Source organism: Streptomyces rectiviolaceus (assembly GCF_039533825.1).
Classification (GTDB): Bacteria; Actinomycetota; Actinomycetes; order Streptomycetales; family Streptomycetaceae; genus Streptomyces; species Streptomyces rectiviolaceus.
In genome coordinates, this window is sequence record NZ_BAAAUG010000078.1 from 33182 (window position 1) to 53357 (window position 20176).

The window sequence follows — 20176 nt, forward strand, 5'->3', positions numbered from 1 at the left end:
CAGCGGTCCACAACGGTTGCCCGAATGCGACCCGGCCACCCGTATGCATCTGGTATGCGCTGAACGGGTGGCCTTCAACCGCTACTCCTCGGTCGGAAGCGCGACTTCCGCTGCCGCGTCCGGCCCCTGTTCCAGCAGGACGGCGAAGCCTTCCTCGTTGAGAACCGGAACCTTCAGCTGCATCGCCTTGTCGTACTTAGATCCGGGATTGTCACCCACTACTACGAAAGCTGTCTTCTTCGAAACGGAACCGGTCACCTTTGCTCCCCGGCTCTGCAACGCATCTTTTGCGCCATCCCGCGTGTGGTGCTCAAGCGTTCCGGTCACGACGACGGTGAGGCCTTCGAGCGGTCGCGGCCCCTCGTCCTGCCCCCCGCCCTCTTCCTCCATGCGGACCCCGGCCGCGCGCCACTTGCGCAGGATCTCCCGGTGCCACTCCTCCTCGAACCACTGCTTCAGGGAGGCGGCGATGGTCGGTCCCACGCCCTCGACGGCGGCAAGCTCCTCCTCCGTGGCCTGCTCGATCCGGTCCACGGACCGGAATTCACGGGCGAGCGCCTCCGCGGCGACCGGGCCGACGTGGCGGATGGAGAGGCCCGTGATGATCCGCGCGAGCGGGCGCTCCTTGGCCGCCGCGATGTTCTCCAGCATCGACACGGCGTTCTTCCTGGCCTCGCCCTGCTGGTTGGCGAAGACCGTGGCGATCTTCTCCTCGCCCGTCTTGGGGTCCCGCTTGGGCAGACCGCTGTCCTGATCCAGTACGTACGCCTTGATCGGCAGGAGCCGCTCGATGGTGAGGTCGAAGATGTCGCCCTCGTCCACGATCGGCGGCTCGGACGGCTCCAGGGGCTTGGTGAGCGCGGCCGCGGCGACGTACCCGAAGTTCTCGATGTCCAGGCTCTTGCGGCCCGCGAGGTAGAAGAGCCGCTCGCGCAACTGGGCAGGACAGGAGCGGGCGTTGGGGCAACGGAGGTCGATGTCGCCCTCCTTCATCGGCCGCAGCGCCGTCCCGCACTCCGGGCACTCGGCGGGCATCTCGAACTCCCGCTCGGTGCCGTCGCGCAGGTCGACGACGGGGCCGAGGATCTCCGGGATGACGTCGCCCGCCTTGCGCAGGACGACCGTGTCCCCGATGAAGACGCCCTTCTTCTTCACCACGTCCTGGTTGTGCAGGGTGGCGAACTCGACCTCGGATCCCGCGACGGTGACGGGCTCCACCTGGGCGTACGGCGTGACGCGGCCGGTGCGGCCGACGCCCACGCGGATGTTGACCAGCTTGGTGTTGACCTCCTCGGGGGCGTACTTCCAGGCGATCGCCCAGCGCGGGGCCCGCGAGGTCGAGCCGAGGCGGCCCTGGAGCGGGATCTCGTCCAGCTTCACGACGACGCCGTCGATCTCGTGCTCCACGGAGTGGCGGTTCTCGCCGAAGTACGTGATGAACTCCCGCACGCCGTCGAGCCCTTGGACCACCTTGTTGTGCTGGGCGGTGGGCAGCCCCCAGTCGTGGAGGAGGTCATAGGCGTGGCTGAGGCAGTCGATGTCGAAGCCCTCGCGGGCGCCGATGCCGTGCACCACCATGTGCAGCGGGCGCGTCGCCGTGACGCGCGGGTCCTTCTGGCGCAGTGAACCCGCCGCCGCGTTGCGCGGGTTGGCGAAGGGCTTGTCGCCCGCCTCCACCAGGCGGGCGTTCAGCTCCTCGAACTTCTCCATGGGGAAGAAGACCTCGCCGCGGATCTCGACCAGGGCGGGGATCTTGTCGCCCTTGAGGCGGTCCGGGATGTCCGCGATGGTGCGGACGTTCGGCGTGATGTCCTCGCCGGTGCGGCCGTCGCCACGGGTCGCCGCGCGCGTGAGCTTGCCGTCCTCGTACGTGAGGTTCACGGCGAGGCCGTCGACCTTCAGTTCGCACAGGAAGTGGTGGTCGCTTGTGCCGACCTCCTTGGCGACGCGGTCGGCCCAGGCGGCGAGCTCCTCGTCGTCGAAGGCGTTGTCCAGGGAGAGCATGCGCTCGCGGTGCTGGACCGAGGTGAACTCGGTCTCGTACGCCCCGGAGACCTTCTGGGTGGGCGAATCGGGCGTACGAAGCTCCGAATACTGCTCTTCCAGGGCCTCGAGCGAGCGAAGGAGCTTGTCGAACTCGGCGTCGCTGACGACCGGTTGGTCGTTCACGTAGTACCGGAAGCGGTGCTCCTCGATCTGTTCGGCCAGCTGGGCGTGCTGATCCCGTGCCTCGGCGGGCACAGAGCCTTGCTGTTCGACAGCCACCGTTTCGTCCTCCCGTTACGTCATACCCAATTACTCAGGGTTGTCTGCGAGTGATCTCGCCGCCCTGGCGCAGTGGGCGAGCACCGCGCGCGAGTACGCGGGAGATGCCCCCGCGAGCCCGCACGACGGAGTGACCACGACCGACTCCGCGAGAGAACCCGGATTCAGCCCCAGCCTGCGCCACAACGTCCTGACACCCATGACGCTACCGGCAGGGTCTGACAATGGGCTGTCCACGCCGGGCACGACACCGACGAAGAGCTTCGTACCCGCCTCCACGGCCTCACCGATCGCCTCGTCGTCACGCTCGGTGAGCAGCGAGAAGTCGAACGAGACCGCGTCGGCGCCCGCACGGCGCAGCAGGGCGAACGGCACGTCCGGCGCGCAGGAGTGCACGACGGCCGACCCGCCGCGGTCGCCGCCGTGGACGCCGATGACCTCGCGCAGGGTGCTCTCCACGAGCTGCCGGTCGACGGCGCGGTGGGTGCGGTACTCGCTGGCCGTCTTGATGTGTCCGCGCAGTACGGACATGAGCGAGGGCTCGTCGAGCTGCAGCACGATCTGGGCGCCGGGGATCCTGCGGCGTACGTCCGCGAGATGGTCGCGCAGACCTTCGGCGAGCGATCCGGCCAGGTCACGGCAGGCACCCGGGTCGGAGAGCACGGCCTCGCCGTTCTTCAGCTCCAGGGCGGCGGCGAGTGTCCACGGCCCGACGGCCTGCACCTTGACAGGCCCTTCGTACCCCTGGGTGAACTCCTCCAGGGCGTCGAGGTCTTCGCCGAGCCATGCCTTCGCGCGGCGCGTGTCCCGTCCGGGCCGGTCGCCGATCCGCCAGCCGCTTGGCTCCACGCGCGCGTAGAGCTCGACCAGCATCCCGGCGGTCCGCCCGATCATGTCGGCGCCGGGCCCCCGCGCGGGCAGCTCGGCCAGGTACGGGAACTCCTCGAGGCTGCCGGTGACGGTCCTCGCGGCCTCACGGGCGTCGCCGCCGGGCATGGACCCGATGCCGGTGGCCGGGCCCCAATTGACCGCGTTCACTGTCCCGGCCGCACCGTCAGGTCGTTGACCTCCGCGTCGCGCGGCAGGTCGACGGCCATCAGGATCGCCGTGGCGACCGACTCCGGGTCGATGAAGCGTGAGGGGTCGTACTCCTTGCCCTCCTGCTGGTGGACCTTGGCCTGCATGGCGCTCGCCGTGCGGCCCGGGTAGACGGAGGTGACGCGGACGCCGTTCGCGTGCTCCTCGGCGCGCAGGGCGTCGGCCAGGGCCTTGAGGCCGTGCTTGGAGGCGGCGTAGGCGGACCAGTCCGCGTGGGCGCTCAGGCCCGCGCCCGAGTTGACGAAGACCACGTGGCCCTGGGCGACGCGGAGTTGGGGCAGGAAGTGGCGGGTCAGCTCGGCCGGCGCGATGAGATTGACGTTGAGCTGGTGGCGCCAGGACTTGGGGGTGAGGTCGCCGACCCGGCCCAGGTCGACGACGCCGGCGATGTGGAGCAGCGAGTCCACCCGGTCGGGCAGCGACTGGTGGCCGAACGCCCAGGAGAGCTTGTCCGGGTCGGAGAGGTCGCCCACGAGCGTGTCCGCCCCGGGGAATTGCGCCGCGAGTTCCTTGGCGCGGCCCGCGTCGCGTGCGTGCAGGACGAGGGCGTCGCCGCGTGCGTGGAGACGGCGGGCGACGGCAGCGCCGATGCCTGAGCCCGCCCCGGTGATCACATGTGTTGCCATGCGTCCATCGTCGCACCCCGGCATGCGCGGATCAGCGCGTGCCCATGCATTCCTCCAGGTAGGCGAGGGCGCCGACCGGCTCCTCGGCGAAGAAGACGAGACCGGTCAGCGGCACCGGCAGGAAGCCCTCGTCCTCCATGCGCTTGAACTGCTCCTTCAAGCCGTCGTAGAAGCCCGCCGAGTTGAGCAGGACCACCGGCTTGGTGTGCTTGCCGTGCTTCTTCAGTTCGAGGATCTCGGTGGCCTCGTCCAGCGTGCCCGTGCCGCCGACCATGATGACGACTGCGTCGGCCTTCTCCAGGAGCAGCGCTTTTCGCTCGGCGAGGTCGCGCGCGATCACCATCTCGTCGGGCGCGGAGACGGCACGGGCCTTGGCGGCGAGGAAGTCCACCGAGACCCCGACGAGGCGCCCGCCCGCCTCGGCCACCCCATCGGCGACGACCTTCATCAGACCGCTCTCCGAACCACCCCACACCAGGGTGTGGCCGCCCTTGCCGAGCAGCTCGGCGAATTCGCGCGCGGGGCGGGTGTAGCGGTCGGGGAGGTCGGCCGCGGAGAGGAAGACACAGATATTCATGGCTTCACCGTACGATCCGGCACAGACTGGGTGGGACGCGGCCGCTCACAGAAGGAGACCACGGTGACAGCAGGGCACAAGATCACCATCGAGCAGGGCACCGACCACGTACGGGTGGTGCGGGACGGCCAGGTCGTGGCCGAGAGCCGACGCCCGCTGCTGCTGCGCGAGACGGGCTACCCCGTGCGCTACTACCTCCCCCCGGAGGACGTACGCACCGATCTCCTGACGCCATCGGACACGACCACGTACTGCCCGTTCAAGGGAACGGCGTCCTACTGGTCGCTGCCGGGCGCCGAGAACGGCACGGACGGCAAGGACGGCAAGGACGCTGTCTGGGGCTATCCGGAGCCGAAGGACGCGGTGGCGCAGATCAAGGACCACTTCTGCTTCTACGAAGTAGAAGCAGCGTGAGGCGAACGCGGAGGGGCTAGGCCGCGGCCGTGGCCCGCTCCGTCGTGGCGATCGTCGCCGAGCCGACCACGCGCGTGCCGTCGTAGAGCACGATCGCCTGGCCGGGGGCCACGCCGCGTACGGGCTCGTCGAAGGAGACCCGCAGCTCCGAGCCGTCGATCAGCTCCGCGCGCACCGGCGTCTCGCCGCCGTGCGCCCGCAGCTGCGCGGTGTACGTGCCGGGCCCGGCGGGGGCCGCGCCGCACCAGCGGGGCTTGATGGCCGTCAGGCCCGTGACGTCCAGGTCGGCCACCGGGCCGACCGTCACGGTGTTGTTCACCGGGGAGATGTCCAGGACGTAGCGCGGCTTGCCGTCGGGGGCCGGGGTACCGATCCGCAGGCCCTTGCGCTGGCCGATGGTGTAGCCGAAAGCACCTTCGTGGGTGCCCAGCTTGTTGCCCTCGGCGTCGACGATGTCGCCCTCCGCCTTGCCGAGACGGTCGGCGAGGAAGCCCTGGGTGTCGCCGTCGGCGATGAAGCAGATGTCGTGGCTGTCGGGCTTCTTGGCGACGGCCAGGCCGCGCTCCTCGGCCTCCGCGCGGATCTCCTCCTTAGTGGTGAGCGTGTCACCGAGGGGGAACATCGCGTGGGCGAGCTGGCGGTCGTCCAGGACCCCGAGGACGTAACTCTGGTCCTTGGCCATGTCCGATGCGCGGTGCAGCTCACGCGTGCCGTCGTCGTTCACGACAACCGTGGCGTAGTGGCCGGTGACGACGGCGTCGAAGCCGAGCGCGAGGGCCTTGTCCAGGAGCGCCGCGAACTTGATCTTCTCGTTGCAGCGGAGGCAGGGGTTGGGGGTGCGCCCCGCCTCGTACTCGGCGATGAAGTCCTCGACCACGTCCTCGCGGAACCGCTCGGCCAGGTCCCAGACGTAGAACGGGATGCCGATGACGTCCGCGGCGCGGCGGGCGTCGCGGGAGTCCTCGATGGTGCAACAGCCCCTCGCGCCCGTGCGGAACGATTGCGGGTTCGCCGAGAGTGCCAGGTGCACTCCGGTCACGTCGTGGCCGGCTTCGGCGGCACGCGCGGCGGCGACGGCGGAGTCCACGCCGCCCGACATGGCGGCGAGTACGCGAAGGGGGCGGGGGCTCTGCGGGGTCCTGTTCTCAGTCATAGCTCTAACAGGGTACGGGCCCGCGGGAACCAGCCGCCCGTGAGTAAGCGTTGACGATCACATGGGGGAAGAACAGGACACGACGGCGGAGCAGCAGCGGGGGCGCCGGGGCGTCAACCGGCGGACACTCCTGATCGGCGGCGCCGCGGCGGCGGTCGGCACGGCCGTGCTGGCATCGGACGAGCTGGGCCGCCTGTGGTGGCGGCTGCCCGGCGTCGTCAAGAAGCGCAAGGAGGGCGAGGTCGACGCCCGGGGCGCGCAGTGGATCGCCGCGTCCGACTACAACTGGCGCCGCGCCGACCGCCCCGACGACTACGAGATCGACATGATCGTCATCCACGTCGTGCAGGGCGGGTACGCGACGGCGCTGAGGGTGTTCAAGGACCCGGCGCACGGCGCGGCGGCCCACTACGTGGTGCGCAAGGACGGGCACGTCGCCCAGATGATCCGCGAGCTGGACGTGGCGTTCCACGCGGGGAACAAGGGCTACAACGAACGGAGCATCGGCATCGAGCACGAGGGCTTCGTCGACAAGAAGTCCTCTTTCACCGATGCGATGTACGCGTCGTCGGCGCGGCTCACGGCGGGCATCTGTGAGCGGTACGACATCCCGGTGGACCGGGAGCACATCATCGGGCACGTGGAGGTGCCGGGCACGGACCACACGGATCCCGGGCCGCACTGGGACTGGGACCGGTACATACGGCTGGTGAAGAAGGCCCACGCCGCCCTCGGGTGACCCCCACAGCCGCTAGCGAAGGTGCACCGGCAGCGACTCCACCCCGTACACGATCGACAGCTTGCGGAACGCGAGTTCCTCGGGGGCGACCGCGAGCCGCATCTCGGGGAAGCGCTTCACCAGGGCGGGGTAGGCGGCGCGCAGCTCCATGCGGGCCAGTTCGGCGCCGATGCAGCGGTGGATGCCGTAGCCGAAGGCGAGGTGGCCCGATGCCTTGCGGTGCGGGTCGAAGCCGCCGCCGTCGGGGGTGTACTTGGCGTCGCGGTTGCCGCCGCTGAGGGAGCAGAGGACCAGGTCGCCCTTGGGGATGCGCACCCCCGCTATCTCGATGTCCTCGCGGGCGAAGCGCGGGAAGGCGACCTGCACGACGGTGAGGTAGCGCAGCGCCTCCTCGACGAAGGGCGCGGCCGCCGAGTCGTCATCGCGGAGGCGTGCGGCGGTCTCGGGGTTCTGCAGGAGGAGCAGGGAGCCGAGGGCCACCATGCTCGCGGTCGTCTCGAAGCCGCCGGTGAGGATGCCGTCGGCGAGACCGGCGAGCTCCTCGTCGTCGACCGTGTCACCGTGCTCCTTCACGATCATGCCGAGCAGTCCGTCGCCCGGGTTCTCGCGCTGCTTCTTGACGACGTCCCGGAAGTAGGAGAGGGAGGCGGATATGGCGCCGAAGGGAGCGGTCGCCCCGCCGAAGAGGTCGAAGCGCTCCATGGCCAGCTGCTGGAAGTCGTGGCGGTCCTCGTACGGCACGCCGAGCAGCTCGCAGATCGTCAGCGAGGGGATCGGCAGCGCGAAGGCCTGGACGAGGTCGACGGGCCCTTCCGCGGCCTCCATCGCGTCGAGCCGCTCCTCGACGATGGCCTCGATCCGGGGCGTGAGGCGGCGCAGCCTGCGCATCGTGAACTCGGGCGTGAGGATGCGGCGCAGATGCGTGTGGACCGGGGGGTCGCTGAAGCCGAGGCCGCCGGGGTTCTGCTCCTCGACCACGCCGGCGTTGCCCGCGAGGTTCGTGAAGTCGTTGCTGAAGCCGTCGGTCGCGCCGAGGACGGCCTTCACCTCGTCGTAGCCGGTGACCACCCAGGCGTCCATGCCGAACGGCAGCGGCACCTTGGAGATCGGCTGCTCCGCCTGCCGCTCGGTGAGCCGGGCCACCGGGTCGAGCCCGTCGCGGCGCATCGGTGCCAGCAGGGGCTCGGGAAGCCGCGAGATCGCGGAGGCACTGATCCCGTTCTTCTGGATCCTGGAGAGGTATATGCGCCCGAGCCGCGCGGCGATGCGAGAGCGGAGGTTCGCCTTCAATGTGAACTCCATGAGGGGGTTGTCGTACAGCCCCGAACGCGCGGAGCGGACTCGCGAGCGGCAAGCATAGATCGGCGGACTGTGGGCCTCGTAGCCCGCTCCTTTGCCTGTCCGCCCGATAGCGGCTGAAACCGGCATCAACTCCGGGTGAGATCAACCGAGTCGTGCGTCACCCTCGTCACCTACCGCCGCAAACCGGGACCAAATCGGTGCCGGACTCAGCTCAGCCCGGCCGTCCGCGCCCGTTCCACCGCCGGGCCGATCGCCTGGGCCACCGCTGCCACGTCCGCCTTGGTCGAGGTGTGCCCGAGGGAGAAGCGCAGGGTGCCGCGGGCCAGGTCGGGGTCGGTTCCGGTGGCGAGCAGGACGTGGCTCGGCTGGGCCACGCCCGCCGTGCACGCCGACCCTGTGGAGCACTCGATGCCCTGGGCGTCGAGGAGCAGCAGAAGGGAGTCCCCCTCGCAGCCGGGGAAGGTGAAGTGCGCGTTCGCGGGCAGCCGGTCGACCGGGTCTCCCCCCAAGATCGCGCCGGGGACCGCCTCACGCACGGCGGAGACCAGATCGTCCCGCAGCGCGCCGATCTCCCGGGCGAACCACTCGCGCTGCCCGGCGGCATGCCGCCCCGCCACGGCGAACGCGGCGATCGCGGGCACGTCGAGCGTCCCGGAGCGCACATGACGCTCCTGCCCGCCACCGTGCAGCACGGGCACGGGGCTGTACTCGCGGCCGAGGAGCAGCGCCCCGATGCCGTACGGACCGCCGATCTTGTGACCGGATACGGTCATCGCCGCGAGCCCGGAGGCGCCGAAGTCGACGGGCACCTGGCCGAAGGCCTGCACCGCGTCGGCGTGCAGCGGGATGCCGAACTCCCCTGCCACGTCGGCCAGTTCGCGGATCGGCAGGATGGTGCCGATCTCGTTGTTGGCCCACATGACGGTGGCGAGGGCGACGTCGTCGGGGTCGCGCTCGATCGCCTCGCGCAGCGCTTCGGGGTGCACGCGGCCGTAGGAGTCGACGGGGAGGTACTCGACGGTGGCGCCCTCGTGCTCGCCGAGCCAGTGCACGGCGTCGAGGACGGCATGGTGCTCGACGGGGCTGGCGAGGACCCGGGTTCTCGCGGGGTCGGCGTCGCGCCGCGCCCAGTACAGGCCCTTCACGGCGAGGTTGTCGGCCTCCGTGCCGCCCGCGGTGAAGACGGTCTCGCTGGGGCGCGCGCCGAGCGACGCGGCGAGCGTCTCGCGGGCCTCCTCGACAGTGCGTCGCGCCCGGCGCCCCGCGGCGTGCAAGGAGGAGGCATTGCCGGTGACGGCGAGCTGGGCGGTCATCGCCGCGATCGCCTCCGGGAGCATCGGAGTGGTCGCTGCGTGGTCGAGGTAGGCCATGGTGGACACGATTCTACGAGCCCCGCAGGGCCCCGCGTCCAAGCGGTGTCAGCCCGCGAGACCCCACGACACGGTGTTGTCCATGGACATCAGTACGGCGAGGACGACGAGATCGGCCACACCGAGCCCGAGTCCGAGGATCGCGCGGCCCTTTCGGCCGGTCCCGCGCAAGAGCGCGATGCTCGCGAGGACGATCGCGATCGGGCCGAGGAAGAGGTTCAGGACGAGCAGTCCGAGCAGGCCGAGGACGAACGAGGCGACGGCCATGCCGTCGGTGTCACGCCGGCCGGTGGGGACGGGGGCGGGCGAGGGCGCCGAAGAGGAGACGGAAGAGGAAGTGGAAGAGGAAGTGGTCCTGGACTTGGGAGCGAGGGTGCTGAGTCCCATGGCGCGACTCCTTTCAGGGGCTTTCAGGGGCCGTACGGATCAGTTGCGCAACAGCGGTGGCGCGCTCAGGACCGGCGGCGCGAGTGCCGTTCACGGACCGCGAACACCAGGAGCCAGACGCCGATGACGGCGGCGGCGACCAGGGAGACGGGGAGCGGCGCGTGCGCCACGGAGCCCATGGCTACACCGAGCAGCAGGAGAGCGGCGACGAGGAACAACATGGGATGCCTCTCGTTGAGAAATTTCAGTGAACGCTTGTGGTAACAACTGTTCACTGACATAGAGAGTACCGCGTCTCCGGCTTTCAAATCTCGGAGAACAGTTGTTAACTGCATGGCATGAGTCACACCCTCGGCATCCGGCAGGCCCAGAAGCAGAAAACCCGGCAGGCACTCCTCGACGCGGCGCTCCAGCTGCTCGAGGAGCAGAGCCTGAGCAGCCTGGGTCTGCGTGAGGTCACCCGCGCCGTGGGCGTGGCCCCCACCGCCTTCTACCGCCACTTCCGCGACATGGCGGACCTCGGCGTCGCCTTGGTCGAGGAGGCGCTGAGCAGCCTGCACACCACGCTCGTCGCACTCCTCGCGGCGACCGGCGACGGCGAGGAACGCATCGCGGCCACGGTCGAGTTGATCGTCGCCTATGTGCGCACGCACCCCGCCCACGTCCGCTTCATCGCCCGCGAGCAGCACGGCGGAGTACAGGCCGTGCGGTCCGCGATAGGCGATCAACTCGCCCTGTTCGCACAGGAGGTGGCGGACCAGTTCGCCCAGGAGTCCGAGTCCGCGGGCTGGGACGAGGACGATCTCCTGATGCTGGCCAGGATGTACGTCGACCACATGGTGATGACCGCGTCCGCACTCCTGGAGGCGGCACCCGACGCCGAGGAGCGGGTGGCCGCCGGCGCGCGCCGGCAGTTGCGCCTGGTGTCGCTCGGGCGGCGCCACTGGCTGGACGAGCGCTGACCGGCGAAGCGGCAAGGACCCACCGGCCCGGAGTCTCGACTCTCCCGTAAGGAGCTACTAGCCTTACGCTCATGACAACCGACCGCGAATGGACGCTCGACCAGACCTTCGCAGGACCGACCGGCGCCGTCCGCTGGGCCGCACTCGGCCCCGAGGACGCTCCGCCCGTCGTCCTGGTCCACGGCACCCCCTTCTCCTCGTACGTCTGGCGCGGCGTGGCCCGCGCGCTCTCCCGCGAACACCGCGTGTACGTATGGGACTTGCCCGGCTACGGAACATCGGAGATGCGCTCCGGGCAGGACGTGACCCTGGCGGCGCAGGCCCGCGTCCTCACCGAGCTGCTCACGCACTGGGGCCTTGACGAACCCGCCGTCGTGGCCCATGACTTCGGCGGCTGCGTCGCGCTGCGCGCCCATCTCCTGCACGGCGCCCGCTTCGAGCGTCTCGCCGTCGTCGACCCGGTGGCCCTCGCGCCCTGGGGCTCCCCCACCTACCGCCTGCTCGGCGCGAACGCCGACGTCTTCACCCAGCTGCCGCCCGCCCTGCACGAGGCGCTGGTGCGCGAGTACGTCGGCTCGGCGAGCCACCGCGGTCTGCACCCGGCGGTGCTCGACCGCCTGGTCGAGCCCTGGTGCACCGAGGAGGGCAGGCCGGCGTTCTACCGGCAGATCGAGCAGAACGACCAGCGGTTCACCGATGAAATCCAGGGCCGGTACGGGGAGTTGGCGCTGCCCGTCCTCATCTGCTGGGGCACGGACGACACCTGGATCCCGGTGGAGCGCGCCCACGAGCTCGCCAAGCTGATCCCCGGCGCCGGGCTGCGCCTGATCGAGGGAGCGGGACACCTCGTACAGGAGGATACGCCCGCCGAACTCACCGGCGAGCTGAGCCGCTTCCTGCGTACAGGCCGGTGACCGCGGCGGCGGCGTCCGCCAGTTCGGCGCGCACCTCGGGCGGCGAGAGCACCTCCACACTCGCGGCGAACGGAAGCAGTGTGCGGGCGTCACCGACGACGCCGAACCCGAGACGGACAGTGATCCACTCACTCTCCCCGTCGTCCTCGGGACGTGCCCTGAGGAAGTGGCCCTTGAGGCGCAGGAACTGGGCGAACCGGTCGCGCGAGACCCGTGCCGTCACGTCGACGCCGACCGGACGGTCCTCGACCTGACGCTTCAGCACGCCCCAGACGTCGGCGAGTTCGACCCCGGGCCGACGCTGCACGGGCAGGTCCGTGAGGGTGGCCACCTGCACACGGTCGGCCCGGAAGAGCCGCGGGGCGCCGCGCCGGTCGGCGACCAGGTACCAGACGCCCGCCTTGGAGACGAGGCCGTAGGGATCCACCGTGTACGTGCTCGGCTCCGCGTCGCCGCTGTGCCGGTAGCGCAGGCGCAGCCGCCGGTCGGAGAAGACGGCGTCCTGCAGTACGTCGAGATCGACGGTGACCGGATCCGATCCGCGGGGCCCCGGCATCCAGCGCGCCGAGTCGACGAGGATGCGCCGGCTCGTCAACTCGGCGGCGGGCCTGTGCGGTTCGGGCAGAGCCGCCATCACCTTGCGCAACGCGGAGCCGATCGCCTCGTCGAGCCCGAGCGCGGCGTGCGCGCCCTGCGCGGCGAGGATGAACAGGGCCCGCGACTCGTCCGCCGTGAGTCCCGTGACGTCCGTACGGAAGCCGGGCAGGAGCGCGATGCCCCCGTGCCGCCCGCGCTCGGCGTAGACCGGGACGCCGGATGCGGAGAGCGCCTCGATGTCGCGGTAGATGGTGCGTACGGAGACTTCGAGGCGGTCGGCCAGTTCATGGGCGGGGACCTGCCCGCGGGTCTGGAGGAGCAGCAGGATCGAGAGCAGCCGGTCGGATTTCACGCGACCAAGGATGACGGAGGAGGCTGACATCGAGCGTCAGCGTCCTCCGTCATTCCGGGAAGCCTGAAAGGTCACGCCGGGAAAGGGGACCTGTCGGCCCATCCCAAATCCTGCTTATGATTCAGGCGTGTTCGATTCCCGGCACATCAGGTCATTCCATGAAGTGGTCCGCACCGGCTCCTACTCCGCCGCCGCCCGCTCGCTCGGCTATACGCAACCTGCGATCACCCAGCAGATGAAGGCGCTCGAACGGTCCGTCGGCACGGTCCTGTTCACCCGCGTCGGCCGCAGGATGCGGCTGACCGAGGCGGGCGAGGCGCTGTCCCGGCACGCGGGGATCATCCTCGGGAACATCAACGCGGCCCAGCAGCAGATGAACGCCATCACGGGCCTGCGCACCGGACGCGTCCGCATCTGCGCCTTCCCCAGCGCCAACGCCACCCTCATCCCCGAGGCGCTGTCCCGGCTCGCGGCGAGCCATCCCGGCGTGCGCGTCGAACTCCAGGAGAACGAACCGCCCGAGTCGCTCCAGCGGCTTGTGGACGGCGACTGCGACATCACGCTCGCGTTCCACTACCCCGGCCTGCACGAGGACGTGCCGGACGAAGTGGTGGAGATCCCGCTGATGGAGGACCAGTTGACGGTCCTCATGCCGTCCCGCCACCCGCTGGCCCGGCGCCGTTCCGTCAAGCTGGTCGACCTCGCGGGCGAGCGCTGGATCGCAGGTTGCCTGCGCTGCCGCGCCAACTTCCTGCACGAATGCGCCGAGCAGGGTTTCGCGCCGGACATCGCCTTCACCACGGACGACAACCTCGTCATCCAGAGCCTGGTCGCCGAGGGGCTCGGCATCGCGATGATGCCGGGGCTCGTCCTCAACTTCCTGCGCCATCGGGAGGTGACAGGACGGGCCCTCGATCCGGCCTCGCGGCGGCAGGTCTCGGCGTACGCGCTCCGGGAGCACCTGCGGATTCCCGCGACGGCGCTGGTGCTCGACGAGCTCAAGGCGGTCGCGGCGGGCCGGGTGGGCTGCTGAGGCGTTCGGCGCGCGCCCCGGACCCTCCATCCATAAGCGGGAGTTGGGGCCGGGCATAGAAACTGTCGTTGGACGTGATGGAAGGGCAGCAGGACGCTGCCCTTATGAGTGCCTCCACCACCGCGTACCGCGCAGCCCGCATCACGGGGCGCCTGAACACCCTCGTCGCCGGCGTCCGCGAGGCGGTCGGCCGGGGCCTTCCGCCCGATCTGACGGCGTACCTGGTCGGCGAGCGGCTCGCGCCGCATCTGGGCGCGGCCGATCTGCTCACCGCCGAGCAGTGCGAGGGCGATCCCGAGCGCTACCGGCAGCATCTGCTGCACGCCGAGCACGACGGCAGCTTCTCGGTGGTCGGCCTCGTCTGGCTGCCCGGCCAGCACACGCCGGTCCACGACCACGTCTCCTGGTGCGTCACCGGCGTCCACGAGGGCGCGGAGCACGAGCGGCGCTACCGGCTGATCCCCGCGGCGTCCGGCGCCCCGGCGCGGCTCGTCGCCACCGAGGACCTGGTCAACGGGCAGGGCACGGTGTGCGGTTTCGCGCCGCCCGGTGACATCCACCGGGTCAGGAACGGCGGTACGGAGCGGGCGATCTCGCTCCACGTGTACGGCGCGGACATCTCCCGTCTCGGCACCAGCGTGCGCCGGGTGTACGAGCTGCCGGCCGACGACTGATGGCGCTGCTCGGACAGCGGCCACGCGTCGCGGCCGGAACGCCTCCCCGCCCTCGCCCGCTGCCGGGGCTCGCCCTCGCGGGCCTCGGTGTCGCGGCGGCCTGGGCGACGCACGCGCTGATCCCTGCCGTTCCGATGCTGACGGCGGCGGTGGTGTTCGGCCTCACGGCGGCGCACGTGCCGGGCGTGCGCGCTGTCGTACGAGGCCGGGGCAAGGCGGGGCTCTCCCTCGCCGGGAAGCGCCTGATGCGGCTCGGCATCGTCCTGCTCGGCCTGAAGCTGAGCCTGGACGACGTCCTGGGCCTGGGCTTGGCGACGGTGGCGATGGTGCTCGGGGTGGTCGCGGCGACGTTCTTCGGGACGTGGTGGCTGGGCCGCAGGATGGGACTGCCCGGCGACCAGCCGCTCCTGATCGCCACCGGCTACTCGATCTGCGGGGCGTCCGCGATCGGCGCGGTCAGCGAGGTGACCGAGAGCGAGGAGCGGGACGCGGCGGTCTCGGTGGCGCTCGTGACGCTCTGCGGGACGCTCGCCATCGCCGTACTGCCGCTGCTCCAGGGGCCGTTGGGGCTCGATGACGCGGAGTTCGGGCGGTGGGCCGGTGCGAGTGTGCACGACGTGGGGCAGGTGGTGGCCACCGCGCAGACCGCTGGGGCGGGGGCGCTTGGGGACGCGGTCCTGGTGAAGCTGATGCGGGTGGCGGTGCTTGCGCCGCTGGTGGCGGCGGTGGGGCTGTCCTTGCGGGCCCGCAGGTCCGCTGCGCGCGGGGCGGGCGGGGCGCGCGGGGCGGGGAAGCGGCGGCCGCCGGTGCTGCCGCTGTTTGTGGCGGGGTTCTTGGTGATGGTCGCGGTACGGAGTACCGGGTGGGTGCCTGGGGCTGCGCTTGGCGTGGCGGGGCACGTGCAGGAGCTACTGCTGGCGGCGGCCTTGTTCGGGCTCGGCGCCGCGGTGGATCTCCCCTCGCTGACCCGAACGGGTGGGAGGGTGGCGGTGGTTGGGGTGTGTGCGTGGGTGGTGGTGGCAGGGGTTTCGTATGGGGGTGTGCTGCTGGTGGGGTAAACCAGTTCTTTCCCCAACCCCACCCCTTCCCGAAAACCCGCTCGGCGCGGGGGCCTTGGGCAGCGTCAATCACCGGCTCCGCCGAGTTCGTCCTCAATCGCCGGACGGGCTGAAAGCTTCGCCGGGGTGGGCGGGCGACTGCGGGGCAATCGGGTGGGTGGGCGGGAAATCCAGCCCCTCCGGCGTTTGAGGAGCGGGGTCTGGGGCGGAGCCCCAGGAAACCCCGGCCGCGGCGACGCCCCGCTCAGCCCAGCCGCACGCGAGCCAGTTGCCGCGACTGGGCCACCAGGCGGTCCTCGCTGTCCCAGACCTCCGCGTCCTCCTCCAGGAAACCTCCCGCGAGGTTCCGCGTGGTGATCGAGACGCGGAGAGGGCCAGGCGCGGGCCTCGCCCGCACATGCACCGTCAGCTCCACCGTCGGCACCCAGCCGGAGAGGCCCAGCTCAAAGGCGGTCGGCGGCAACGCGTCCACCGCGAGCAGCAGCGAAAGCGGGTCGGCGTCACGGCCGTCCGCGAGGCCGAACCAGGCCCGCATCTCCCCCTTGCCGGACGGCTGGCCGAGGGCCCACCCCAGGGTGGACGGGTCCAGCTTCAGGAAGAGCCGGTCACTGATCGCCGAACTGCCGGGCACAGGGCGGTGGTCCGGCGCGTCCTGCGGACCGAAGCACTGCTCCAGTGGCGGCAGCCCCGGCGGCTTCGCCGTCGTACGCACGTCGTCGGGAAGCCCCGCGAGATCTCCGTACGAGGCGAGCACTCGGATCCGCTCGACCTCGCGCCCCTCATCGTCGTACTGGAAGAGCGAGGCCTGCCCGGTCGACAGGGTCCGCCCGGTCCGCGCCGTGTCGGTGCGGATCACGGCGGGCCCGGGGTGGGACGCCGTGAGGTAGTGCGCGGAGACGGTGAAGGGATCGGCGTGCGGCAGGGCGTCGGCCAGCGCGCGGCCGATGACCGCGAGGAGATAGCCGCCGTTGACGGCGTTGATGATCGTCCACCCTGCGGAGAGCTCGATGTCGTAGACACCGGGCTCCCGCCGGGTGACCGCGGTGTCGCGGTCGAACTCGCTGTCGCCGATGCTCGCGGGCACCGCTGCCGGTATGGATGCTGCCTCTGCCATACCAGCAACGTACAACATGTAATTACTGAGCGGTAGCTTTTTCTGCCGGCTGGCGGCTGCCCGCTGCCGCCTACGACGCGACCTCCTCCACCTCCACCGCCGTCGACCTCCGGTGCCAGGCCCTCGGCGCGCGCCAGTGGTAGCGCAGCGCGAGCAGCCGCAGGACGAAGGTCGTGACCACGGCGAGGCTGCTGGTGAAGGCGTTCACCATGTCGTAGTTGATGCAGAGCGCGACCATCGCGGAGCCGACGATCGCGGGCACGGCGTACAGGTCGCGGTCCCAGCGGACCAGCGACGGCACCTCGTTGGCGATGATGTCGCGCAGCACGCCGCCGCCCACCGCGGTGGCGAGCCCCAGGGCCGCCGACGCGGTGAGGCCGAGGCCGTATTCGTACGCCTTGGTCGTGCCCGTGACGCAGAAGAGGCCGAGGCCCGCAGCGTCGAAGACGTTCACGGCGAGCTGGGTGCGCTCCACCTCCGGGTGCAGGAAGAACACCAGGGCGGCCGCGAACAGCGGCGTGATGAAGTAACCGAGGTCGACGAAGGCGGCGGGCGGCACCGCCCCGATGACCACGTCACGGAAGATCCCCCCGCCCAGCGCGGTGACCTCGGCGAGTACGACGATGCCGAAGACGTCGAAGTTCTTGCGTACGGCGAGCAGGGCGCCGGAGATCGCGAAGACGAAGATCCCGACGATGTCGAGCGCGTGCTGGACGGAGGGACTGAACAGATCCTGGATCACGCGACATTCTTACCTGCCCGCCGCCGCGGCCTCATCAGGGCCGTACCGTGCCGGAACCGCGCCGGTACCGCGCCGCGACTACAGGGCGGGCTTGCCCTTCGTGAACAGCCATGTCCTGAAGAGACTGTCGAGCTGCTTGCCCGAGATCTTCTCGGCGAGCCGGACAAAGTCGGCGGTGTCGGCGTTGCCGTAACGGTGCTGCGTCGCCCAGGCCGGGAGCAGCTTGAAGAACGCCTTGTCACCGATGCGCTCGCGCAGGACCTGGAGCGTCATCGCGCCCCGCTGGTAGACGGCGGAGGCGAACATGGTGTCGCGCTGCGGATCGCCGACGACCGTCTGCCAGAAGGGCGCGTCGGCGGGGCGTGAGTTGTAGCCCGCGAGGAACGCGTCACGGGCGGACTGGGTGCCCTTGTGCTCGCTCCACAGCCACTGGGAGTAGGTCGCGAAGCCCTCGTTGAGCCAGATGTCGTTCCACTTCTCGGGCGTCACGGAGTCGCCGAACCACTGGTGGGCGAGCTCGTGGGCGATGGTCGACTCGCTGCGGATCGCGGAGTAGACCGGCTTGGTCTGGGTCTCCAGGGAGAAGCCCGCCTGCGGCATGTCGTCGACGATCGCGCCGGTCTCCTCGAAGGGGTAGGGCCCGAAGACCTTCGACCAGTAGTCGGTGACCTCGGCCGTGACGCCGTACACGTCGACGTTGTTGCTGTTCTCCAGGACGGGGTCGATGGCGACGTAGATCGGGGTGCCCCCCGGGGTCCTGCCGGACTTCACGTCGAACTTCCCGATCGTGGCGGTCGCGAGGTAGGTCGCCATGGGCTTGGACTCGCGCCAGTGGGCGACGGTCTGTCCGCCCTTGTCGTACGTGTCGACCAGACGGCCGTTGGAGACCCCGGTCAGGCCCTTGGGGGCCTTGATGCGGATGTCGAAGGCGGCCTTGTCGGAGGGGTGGTCGCTGGAGGGGAACCAGGTCGACGCGGCGTTGGGCTCACAGGCGACGAAGACTCCGTCGGTGGTCTTCATCCAGCCGTAGTCGGAGCCGAAGACGATGGGGCCGCTCAGCGGCTCGGGCACGCCGCCGTAGGTGACGGTCACGGTGAACGTCTTGTGCCCCCGAAGGTGGTCGCGCGGGCTGACCCGGATCTCGTCGCCGTCGCGGGTGAACTTCGCCCGTCTGCCGTTCACCTCGATTCTCGTCACCTCCAGCTTCTGGAGGTCGAGGTCGAAGGAGGAGAGGTTCTGGGTGGCGCGCGCGGTGATCGTCGTCTTGCCGTCGAGGCGGTCGGTGTCGGGGTTGTACGCCACCTCGAGGCCGTAATGGCGTACGTCGAATCCGCCGTTGCCGAGCTTCGGGAAGTACGGGTCGCCGACGCCGTCGGAGCCGGGGTGGGGCGCGGGTGCGGCGGCGATCAGACAGAAGGAGGCGGTGGCGGTGGCCAGTGCCCCCAGACGTGCCGAACGGGAGAGTGCCATGAGTCATCCCTTCGCGCATGTTCCGATGAAACGGACACGCAGACTCTGCACTCTCCCGTATGGGCGTGTACATGACTTGGTGCCTGATTTTTACCAAGTCATCAGGTGCTACTGGTCGGTTGACGCCTGACCCTTGGCTTCCGCTTCCGGAGCGTCCGTGTCCTTCGAGACGGCCTTCGCGACGGACTTCTTCGGGGACGCGGCCTCCTCGGGCGTCTCCTCCGCCTTGCTCACCACCGACACCACGTCGATCGCCTCCTTGGCGACCTGCAGCAGCTTGGTGTCGCCCGGCTGCTGGTCCTCGGCGTTCTCCGGGTGGTGGCACGCCACCTGGTGGCCGGACGCGAGGGCGATCAGCGGCGGCTCGGTCTTCGCGCAGATCTCCGTCGCCTTCCAGCAGCGCGTGTGGAAACGGCAGCCGGTGGGCGGGTCGATCGGCGAGGGGACGTCACCGCGCAGCAGGATGCGCTCGCTCTTGACGCCGCGCCGCTTGGGGTCGGGCACGGGCACGGCGGAGAGCAGCGCCTTGGTGTACGGGTGCATCGGCGTGGAGTAGAGGTCCTTGCGGTCCGCCAGCTCCACGATCTTGCCGAGGTACATCACCGCGATGCGGTCCGAGACGTGCCGGATGACCGAGAGGTCGTGCGCGATGATCACGTACGTGAGACCGAGCTCGTCCTGGAGGTCGTCCAGGAGGTTGACCACCTGTGCCTGGATGGAGACGTCCAGGGCGGAGACGGGCTCGTCGGCCACGACCAGCTTCGGCCGCAGGGCGAGCGCACGCGCGATGCCGATGCGCTGACGCTGACCGCCGGAGAACTCGTGCGGGTAGCGGTTGTAGTGCTCGGGGCTGAGCCCCACCCGCTCCAGCATCTCCTGCACGTGCTTCTTCAGGCCGCCCTCGGGCTTGACGCCCTGCAGCTTGAACGGCGCACCGACGATCGTGCCGATGGTGTGCCGCGGGTTCAGCGAGGAGTACGGGTCCTGGAAGATCATCTGCACGTCGCGGCGCAGCGGCCGCATCTTGCCGACGCTCAGGTGCGTGATGTCCACGCCCTCGAACTCCACGCGGCCCGCGGTCGGTTCGAGCAGGCGGGTGATCAGACGGCCCATCGTCGACTTGCCGCAGCCCGACTCGCCCACGACGCCGAGCGTCTCACCGGGCCGTACGTCGAAGCTGAGACCGTCGACCGCCTGCACGGCCGCCACCTGGCGCTGCAGCATCCCCTTCTTGATGGGGAAGTGCTTCACCAGGCCTTCGACCTTGAGCAGCGGCTCGGGTGAGCTCTCCTTCTGCGCCGGGATCGTCATCTCCTGGCCCTTCGCCTG

Annotated in this window: 21 protein-coding genes; 7 read left to right on the forward strand and 14 right to left on the reverse strand. The window is 70.2% G+C overall.

Annotated elements, in window-relative coordinates:
* Window positions 1–81 precede the first annotated feature (81 nt).
* From ligA to ABD378_RS22620, 4 genes are read right to left on the reverse strand one after another with little or no spacing between them, the layout of a single operon-like run.
* Entirely contained in the window at window positions 82–2265 is a 2184-nt protein-coding gene (gene ligA / locus ABD378_RS22605) for an NAD-dependent DNA ligase LigA (protein ID WP_344522989.1), read from the reverse strand.
* Window positions 2266–2295: 30 nt separating this feature from the next.
* Window positions 2296–3303 (reverse strand): methionine synthase, encoded by a 1008-nt coding sequence (locus ABD378_RS22610; protein ID WP_344522991.1) that lies wholly within the window; start codon window positions 3301–3303, stop codon window positions 2296–2298.
* Window positions 3300–3989: an SDR family oxidoreductase gene (locus ABD378_RS22615; RefSeq protein ID WP_344522993.1), complete on the reverse strand. Its 690-nt coding sequence runs from the start codon at window positions 3987–3989 to the stop codon at window positions 3300–3302. Before ABD378_RS22615 ends, ABD378_RS22610 begins: the two co-directional genes overlap by 4 nt.
* Before the next feature lie 31 nt (window positions 3990–4020).
* Window positions 4021–4566 (reverse strand): LOG family protein, encoded by a 546-nt coding sequence (locus tag ABD378_RS22620; RefSeq protein WP_344522995.1) that lies wholly within the window; start codon window positions 4564–4566, stop codon window positions 4021–4023.
* 63 nt (window positions 4567–4629) lie between these two features.
* On the opposite strand from ABD378_RS22620, the gene ABD378_RS22625 reads away from it, so the two are divergent.
* Window positions 4630–4980: a DUF427 domain-containing protein gene (locus ABD378_RS22625; RefSeq protein WP_344522997.1), complete on the forward strand. Its 351-nt coding sequence runs from the start codon at window positions 4630–4632 to the stop codon at window positions 4978–4980.
* Window positions 4981–4996: 16 nt separating this feature from the next.
* Here ABD378_RS22625 and mnmA read toward each other — a convergent pair whose 3' ends face one another.
* A complete protein-coding gene (gene mnmA / locus ABD378_RS22630) occupies window positions 4997–6133 on the reverse strand; it encodes a tRNA 2-thiouridine(34) synthase MnmA (RefSeq protein ID WP_344522999.1) in 1137 nt (378 codons plus the stop codon).
* 61 nt (window positions 6134–6194) lie between these two features.
* Between mnmA and ABD378_RS22635 the strand changes: the two genes are divergently transcribed.
* Entirely contained in the window at window positions 6195–6872 is a 678-nt protein-coding gene (locus ABD378_RS22635) for an N-acetylmuramoyl-L-alanine amidase (RefSeq protein WP_344523002.1), read from the forward strand.
* A 12-nt stretch (window positions 6873–6884) separates the two neighbouring features.
* On the opposite strand, the gene ABD378_RS22640 is transcribed toward ABD378_RS22635, so the two are convergent.
* The 4 genes from ABD378_RS22640 to ABD378_RS22655 form a co-directional block, all read right to left on the reverse strand.
* Window positions 6885–8174, reverse strand: a complete 1290-nt coding sequence (locus tag ABD378_RS22640; protein WP_344523004.1) for a cytochrome P450 — start codon at window positions 8172–8174, stop codon at window positions 6885–6887.
* Window positions 8175–8380: 206 nt separating this feature from the next.
* Entirely contained in the window at window positions 8381–9544 is a 1164-nt protein-coding gene (locus ABD378_RS22645) for a cysteine desulfurase family protein (RefSeq protein WP_344523006.1), read from the reverse strand.
* Between the two features lie 48 nt (window positions 9545–9592).
* Window positions 9593–9931 (reverse strand): DUF4190 domain-containing protein, encoded by a 339-nt coding sequence (locus tag ABD378_RS22650; RefSeq protein WP_344523008.1) that lies wholly within the window; start codon window positions 9929–9931, stop codon window positions 9593–9595.
* Window positions 9932–9996: 65 nt separating this feature from the next.
* Window positions 9997–10152, reverse strand: coding sequence for a hypothetical protein (locus ABD378_RS22655; protein ID WP_344523010.1), 156 nt, complete (start codon window positions 10150–10152; stop codon window positions 9997–9999).
* Window positions 10153–10269: 117 nt separating this feature from the next.
* Here ABD378_RS22655 and ABD378_RS22660 point away from each other — a divergent pair, with 117 nt between their 5' ends.
* Complete coding sequence (locus ABD378_RS22660) at window positions 10270–10893, forward strand: TetR family transcriptional regulator (RefSeq protein WP_344523012.1); 624 nt, start codon at window positions 10270–10272, stop codon at window positions 10891–10893.
* Between the two features lie 71 nt (window positions 10894–10964).
* Window positions 10965–11807, forward strand: coding sequence for an alpha/beta fold hydrolase (locus tag ABD378_RS22665; RefSeq protein ID WP_344523014.1), 843 nt, complete (start codon window positions 10965–10967; stop codon window positions 11805–11807).
* Here ABD378_RS22665 and ABD378_RS22670 read toward each other — a convergent pair.
* Window positions 11767–12756 (reverse strand): helix-turn-helix transcriptional regulator, encoded by a 990-nt coding sequence (locus ABD378_RS22670; RefSeq protein ID WP_344523016.1) that lies wholly within the window; start codon window positions 12754–12756, stop codon window positions 11767–11769. The two genes, ABD378_RS22665 and ABD378_RS22670, sit on opposite strands and share 41 nt — an antisense overlap.
* Before the next feature lie 127 nt (window positions 12757–12883).
* Here ABD378_RS22670 and ABD378_RS22675 point away from each other — a divergent pair, with 127 nt between their 5' ends.
* The 3 genes from ABD378_RS22675 to ABD378_RS22685 all read left to right on the forward strand — a co-directional run bounded on the left by ABD378_RS22675 (window position 12884) and on the right by ABD378_RS22685 (window position 15521).
* Entirely contained in the window at window positions 12884–13789 is a 906-nt protein-coding gene (locus ABD378_RS22675; RefSeq protein ID WP_344523018.1) for a LysR family transcriptional regulator, read from the forward strand.
* Window positions 13790–13893: 104 nt separating this feature from the next.
* Window positions 13894–14463 (forward strand): cysteine dioxygenase family protein, encoded by a 570-nt coding sequence (locus ABD378_RS22680; RefSeq protein WP_344523020.1) that lies wholly within the window; start codon window positions 13894–13896, stop codon window positions 14461–14463.
* Window positions 14463–15521, forward strand: coding sequence for a YeiH family protein (locus tag ABD378_RS22685; RefSeq protein WP_344523022.1), 1059 nt, complete (start codon window positions 14463–14465; stop codon window positions 15519–15521). The genes ABD378_RS22680 and ABD378_RS22685 overlap by 1 nt, the downstream gene beginning before the upstream one ends.
* Window positions 15522–15765: 244 nt before the next feature.
* On the opposite strand, the gene ABD378_RS22690 is transcribed toward ABD378_RS22685, so the two are convergent.
* The 4 genes from ABD378_RS22690 to ABD378_RS22705 all read right to left on the reverse strand — a co-directional run bounded on the left by ABD378_RS22690 (window position 15766) and on the right by ABD378_RS22705 (window position 20158).
* Window positions 15766–16635: a thioesterase family protein gene (locus ABD378_RS22690; RefSeq protein ID WP_344523024.1), complete on the reverse strand. Its 870-nt coding sequence runs from the start codon at window positions 16633–16635 to the stop codon at window positions 15766–15768.
* A gap of 70 nt (window positions 16636–16705) precedes the next feature.
* Window positions 16706–17377: a trimeric intracellular cation channel family protein gene (locus ABD378_RS22695; RefSeq protein ID WP_344523026.1), complete on the reverse strand. Its 672-nt coding sequence runs from the start codon at window positions 17375–17377 to the stop codon at window positions 16706–16708.
* A gap of 78 nt (window positions 17378–17455) precedes the next feature.
* Complete coding sequence (locus ABD378_RS22700; protein ID WP_344523028.1) at window positions 17456–18847, reverse strand: M1 family metallopeptidase; 1392 nt, start codon at window positions 18845–18847, stop codon at window positions 17456–17458.
* Window positions 18848–18955: 108 nt separating this feature from the next.
* Window positions 18956–20158, reverse strand: a complete 1203-nt coding sequence (locus ABD378_RS22705) for an ABC transporter ATP-binding protein (protein ID WP_344523030.1) — start codon at window positions 20156–20158, stop codon at window positions 18956–18958.
* Window positions 20159–20176: the final 18 nt, after the last annotated feature.

Excerpts from the sequence above, each read along its gene's own strand:
- ABD378_RS22615 (WP_344522993.1), bottom strand. The coding sequence starts at position 3,989 with ATGGCAACACATGTGATCACCGGGGCGGGCTCAGGCATCGGCGCTGCC.
- ABD378_RS22620 (WP_344522995.1), bottom strand. The coding sequence starts at position 4,566 with ATGAATATCTGTGTCTTCCTCTCCGCGGCCGACCTCCCCGACCGCTAC.
- mnmA (WP_344522999.1), bottom strand. The coding sequence starts at position 6,133 with ATGACTGAGAACAGGACCCCGCAGAGCCCCCGCCCCCTTCGCGTACTC.
- ABD378_RS22635 (WP_344523002.1), top strand. The coding sequence starts at position 6,195 with ATGGGGGAAGAACAGGACACGACGGCGGAGCAGCAGCGGGGGCGCCGG.
- ABD378_RS22640 (WP_344523004.1), bottom strand. The coding sequence starts at position 8,174 with ATGGAGTTCACATTGAAGGCGAACCTCCGCTCTCGCATCGCCGCGCGG.
- ABD378_RS22645 (WP_344523006.1), bottom strand. The coding sequence starts at position 9,544 with ATGGCCTACCTCGACCACGCAGCGACCACTCCGATGCTCCCGGAGGCG.
- ABD378_RS22650 (WP_344523008.1), bottom strand. The coding sequence starts at position 9,931 with ATGGGACTCAGCACCCTCGCTCCCAAGTCCAGGACCACTTCCTCTTCC.
- ABD378_RS22655 (WP_344523010.1), bottom strand. The coding sequence starts at position 10,152 with ATGTTGTTCCTCGTCGCCGCTCTCCTGCTGCTCGGTGTAGCCATGGGC.
- ABD378_RS22660 (WP_344523012.1), top strand. The coding sequence starts at position 10,270 with ATGAGTCACACCCTCGGCATCCGGCAGGCCCAGAAGCAGAAAACCCGG.
- ABD378_RS22665 (WP_344523014.1), top strand. The coding sequence starts at position 10,965 with ATGACAACCGACCGCGAATGGACGCTCGACCAGACCTTCGCAGGACCG.
- ABD378_RS22680 (WP_344523020.1), top strand. The coding sequence starts at position 13,894 with ATGAGTGCCTCCACCACCGCGTACCGCGCAGCCCGCATCACGGGGCGC.
- ABD378_RS22685 (WP_344523022.1), top strand. The coding sequence starts at position 14,463 with ATGGCGCTGCTCGGACAGCGGCCACGCGTCGCGGCCGGAACGCCTCCC.
- ABD378_RS22690 (WP_344523024.1), bottom strand. The coding sequence starts at position 16,635 with ATGGCAGAGGCAGCATCCATACCGGCAGCGGTGCCCGCGAGCATCGGC.
- ABD378_RS22700 (WP_344523028.1), bottom strand. The coding sequence starts at position 18,847 with ATGGCACTCTCCCGTTCGGCACGTCTGGGGGCACTGGCCACCGCCACC.
- ABD378_RS22705 (WP_344523030.1), bottom strand. The coding sequence starts at position 20,158 with ATGACGATCCCGGCGCAGAAGGAGAGCTCACCCGAGCCGCTGCTCAAG.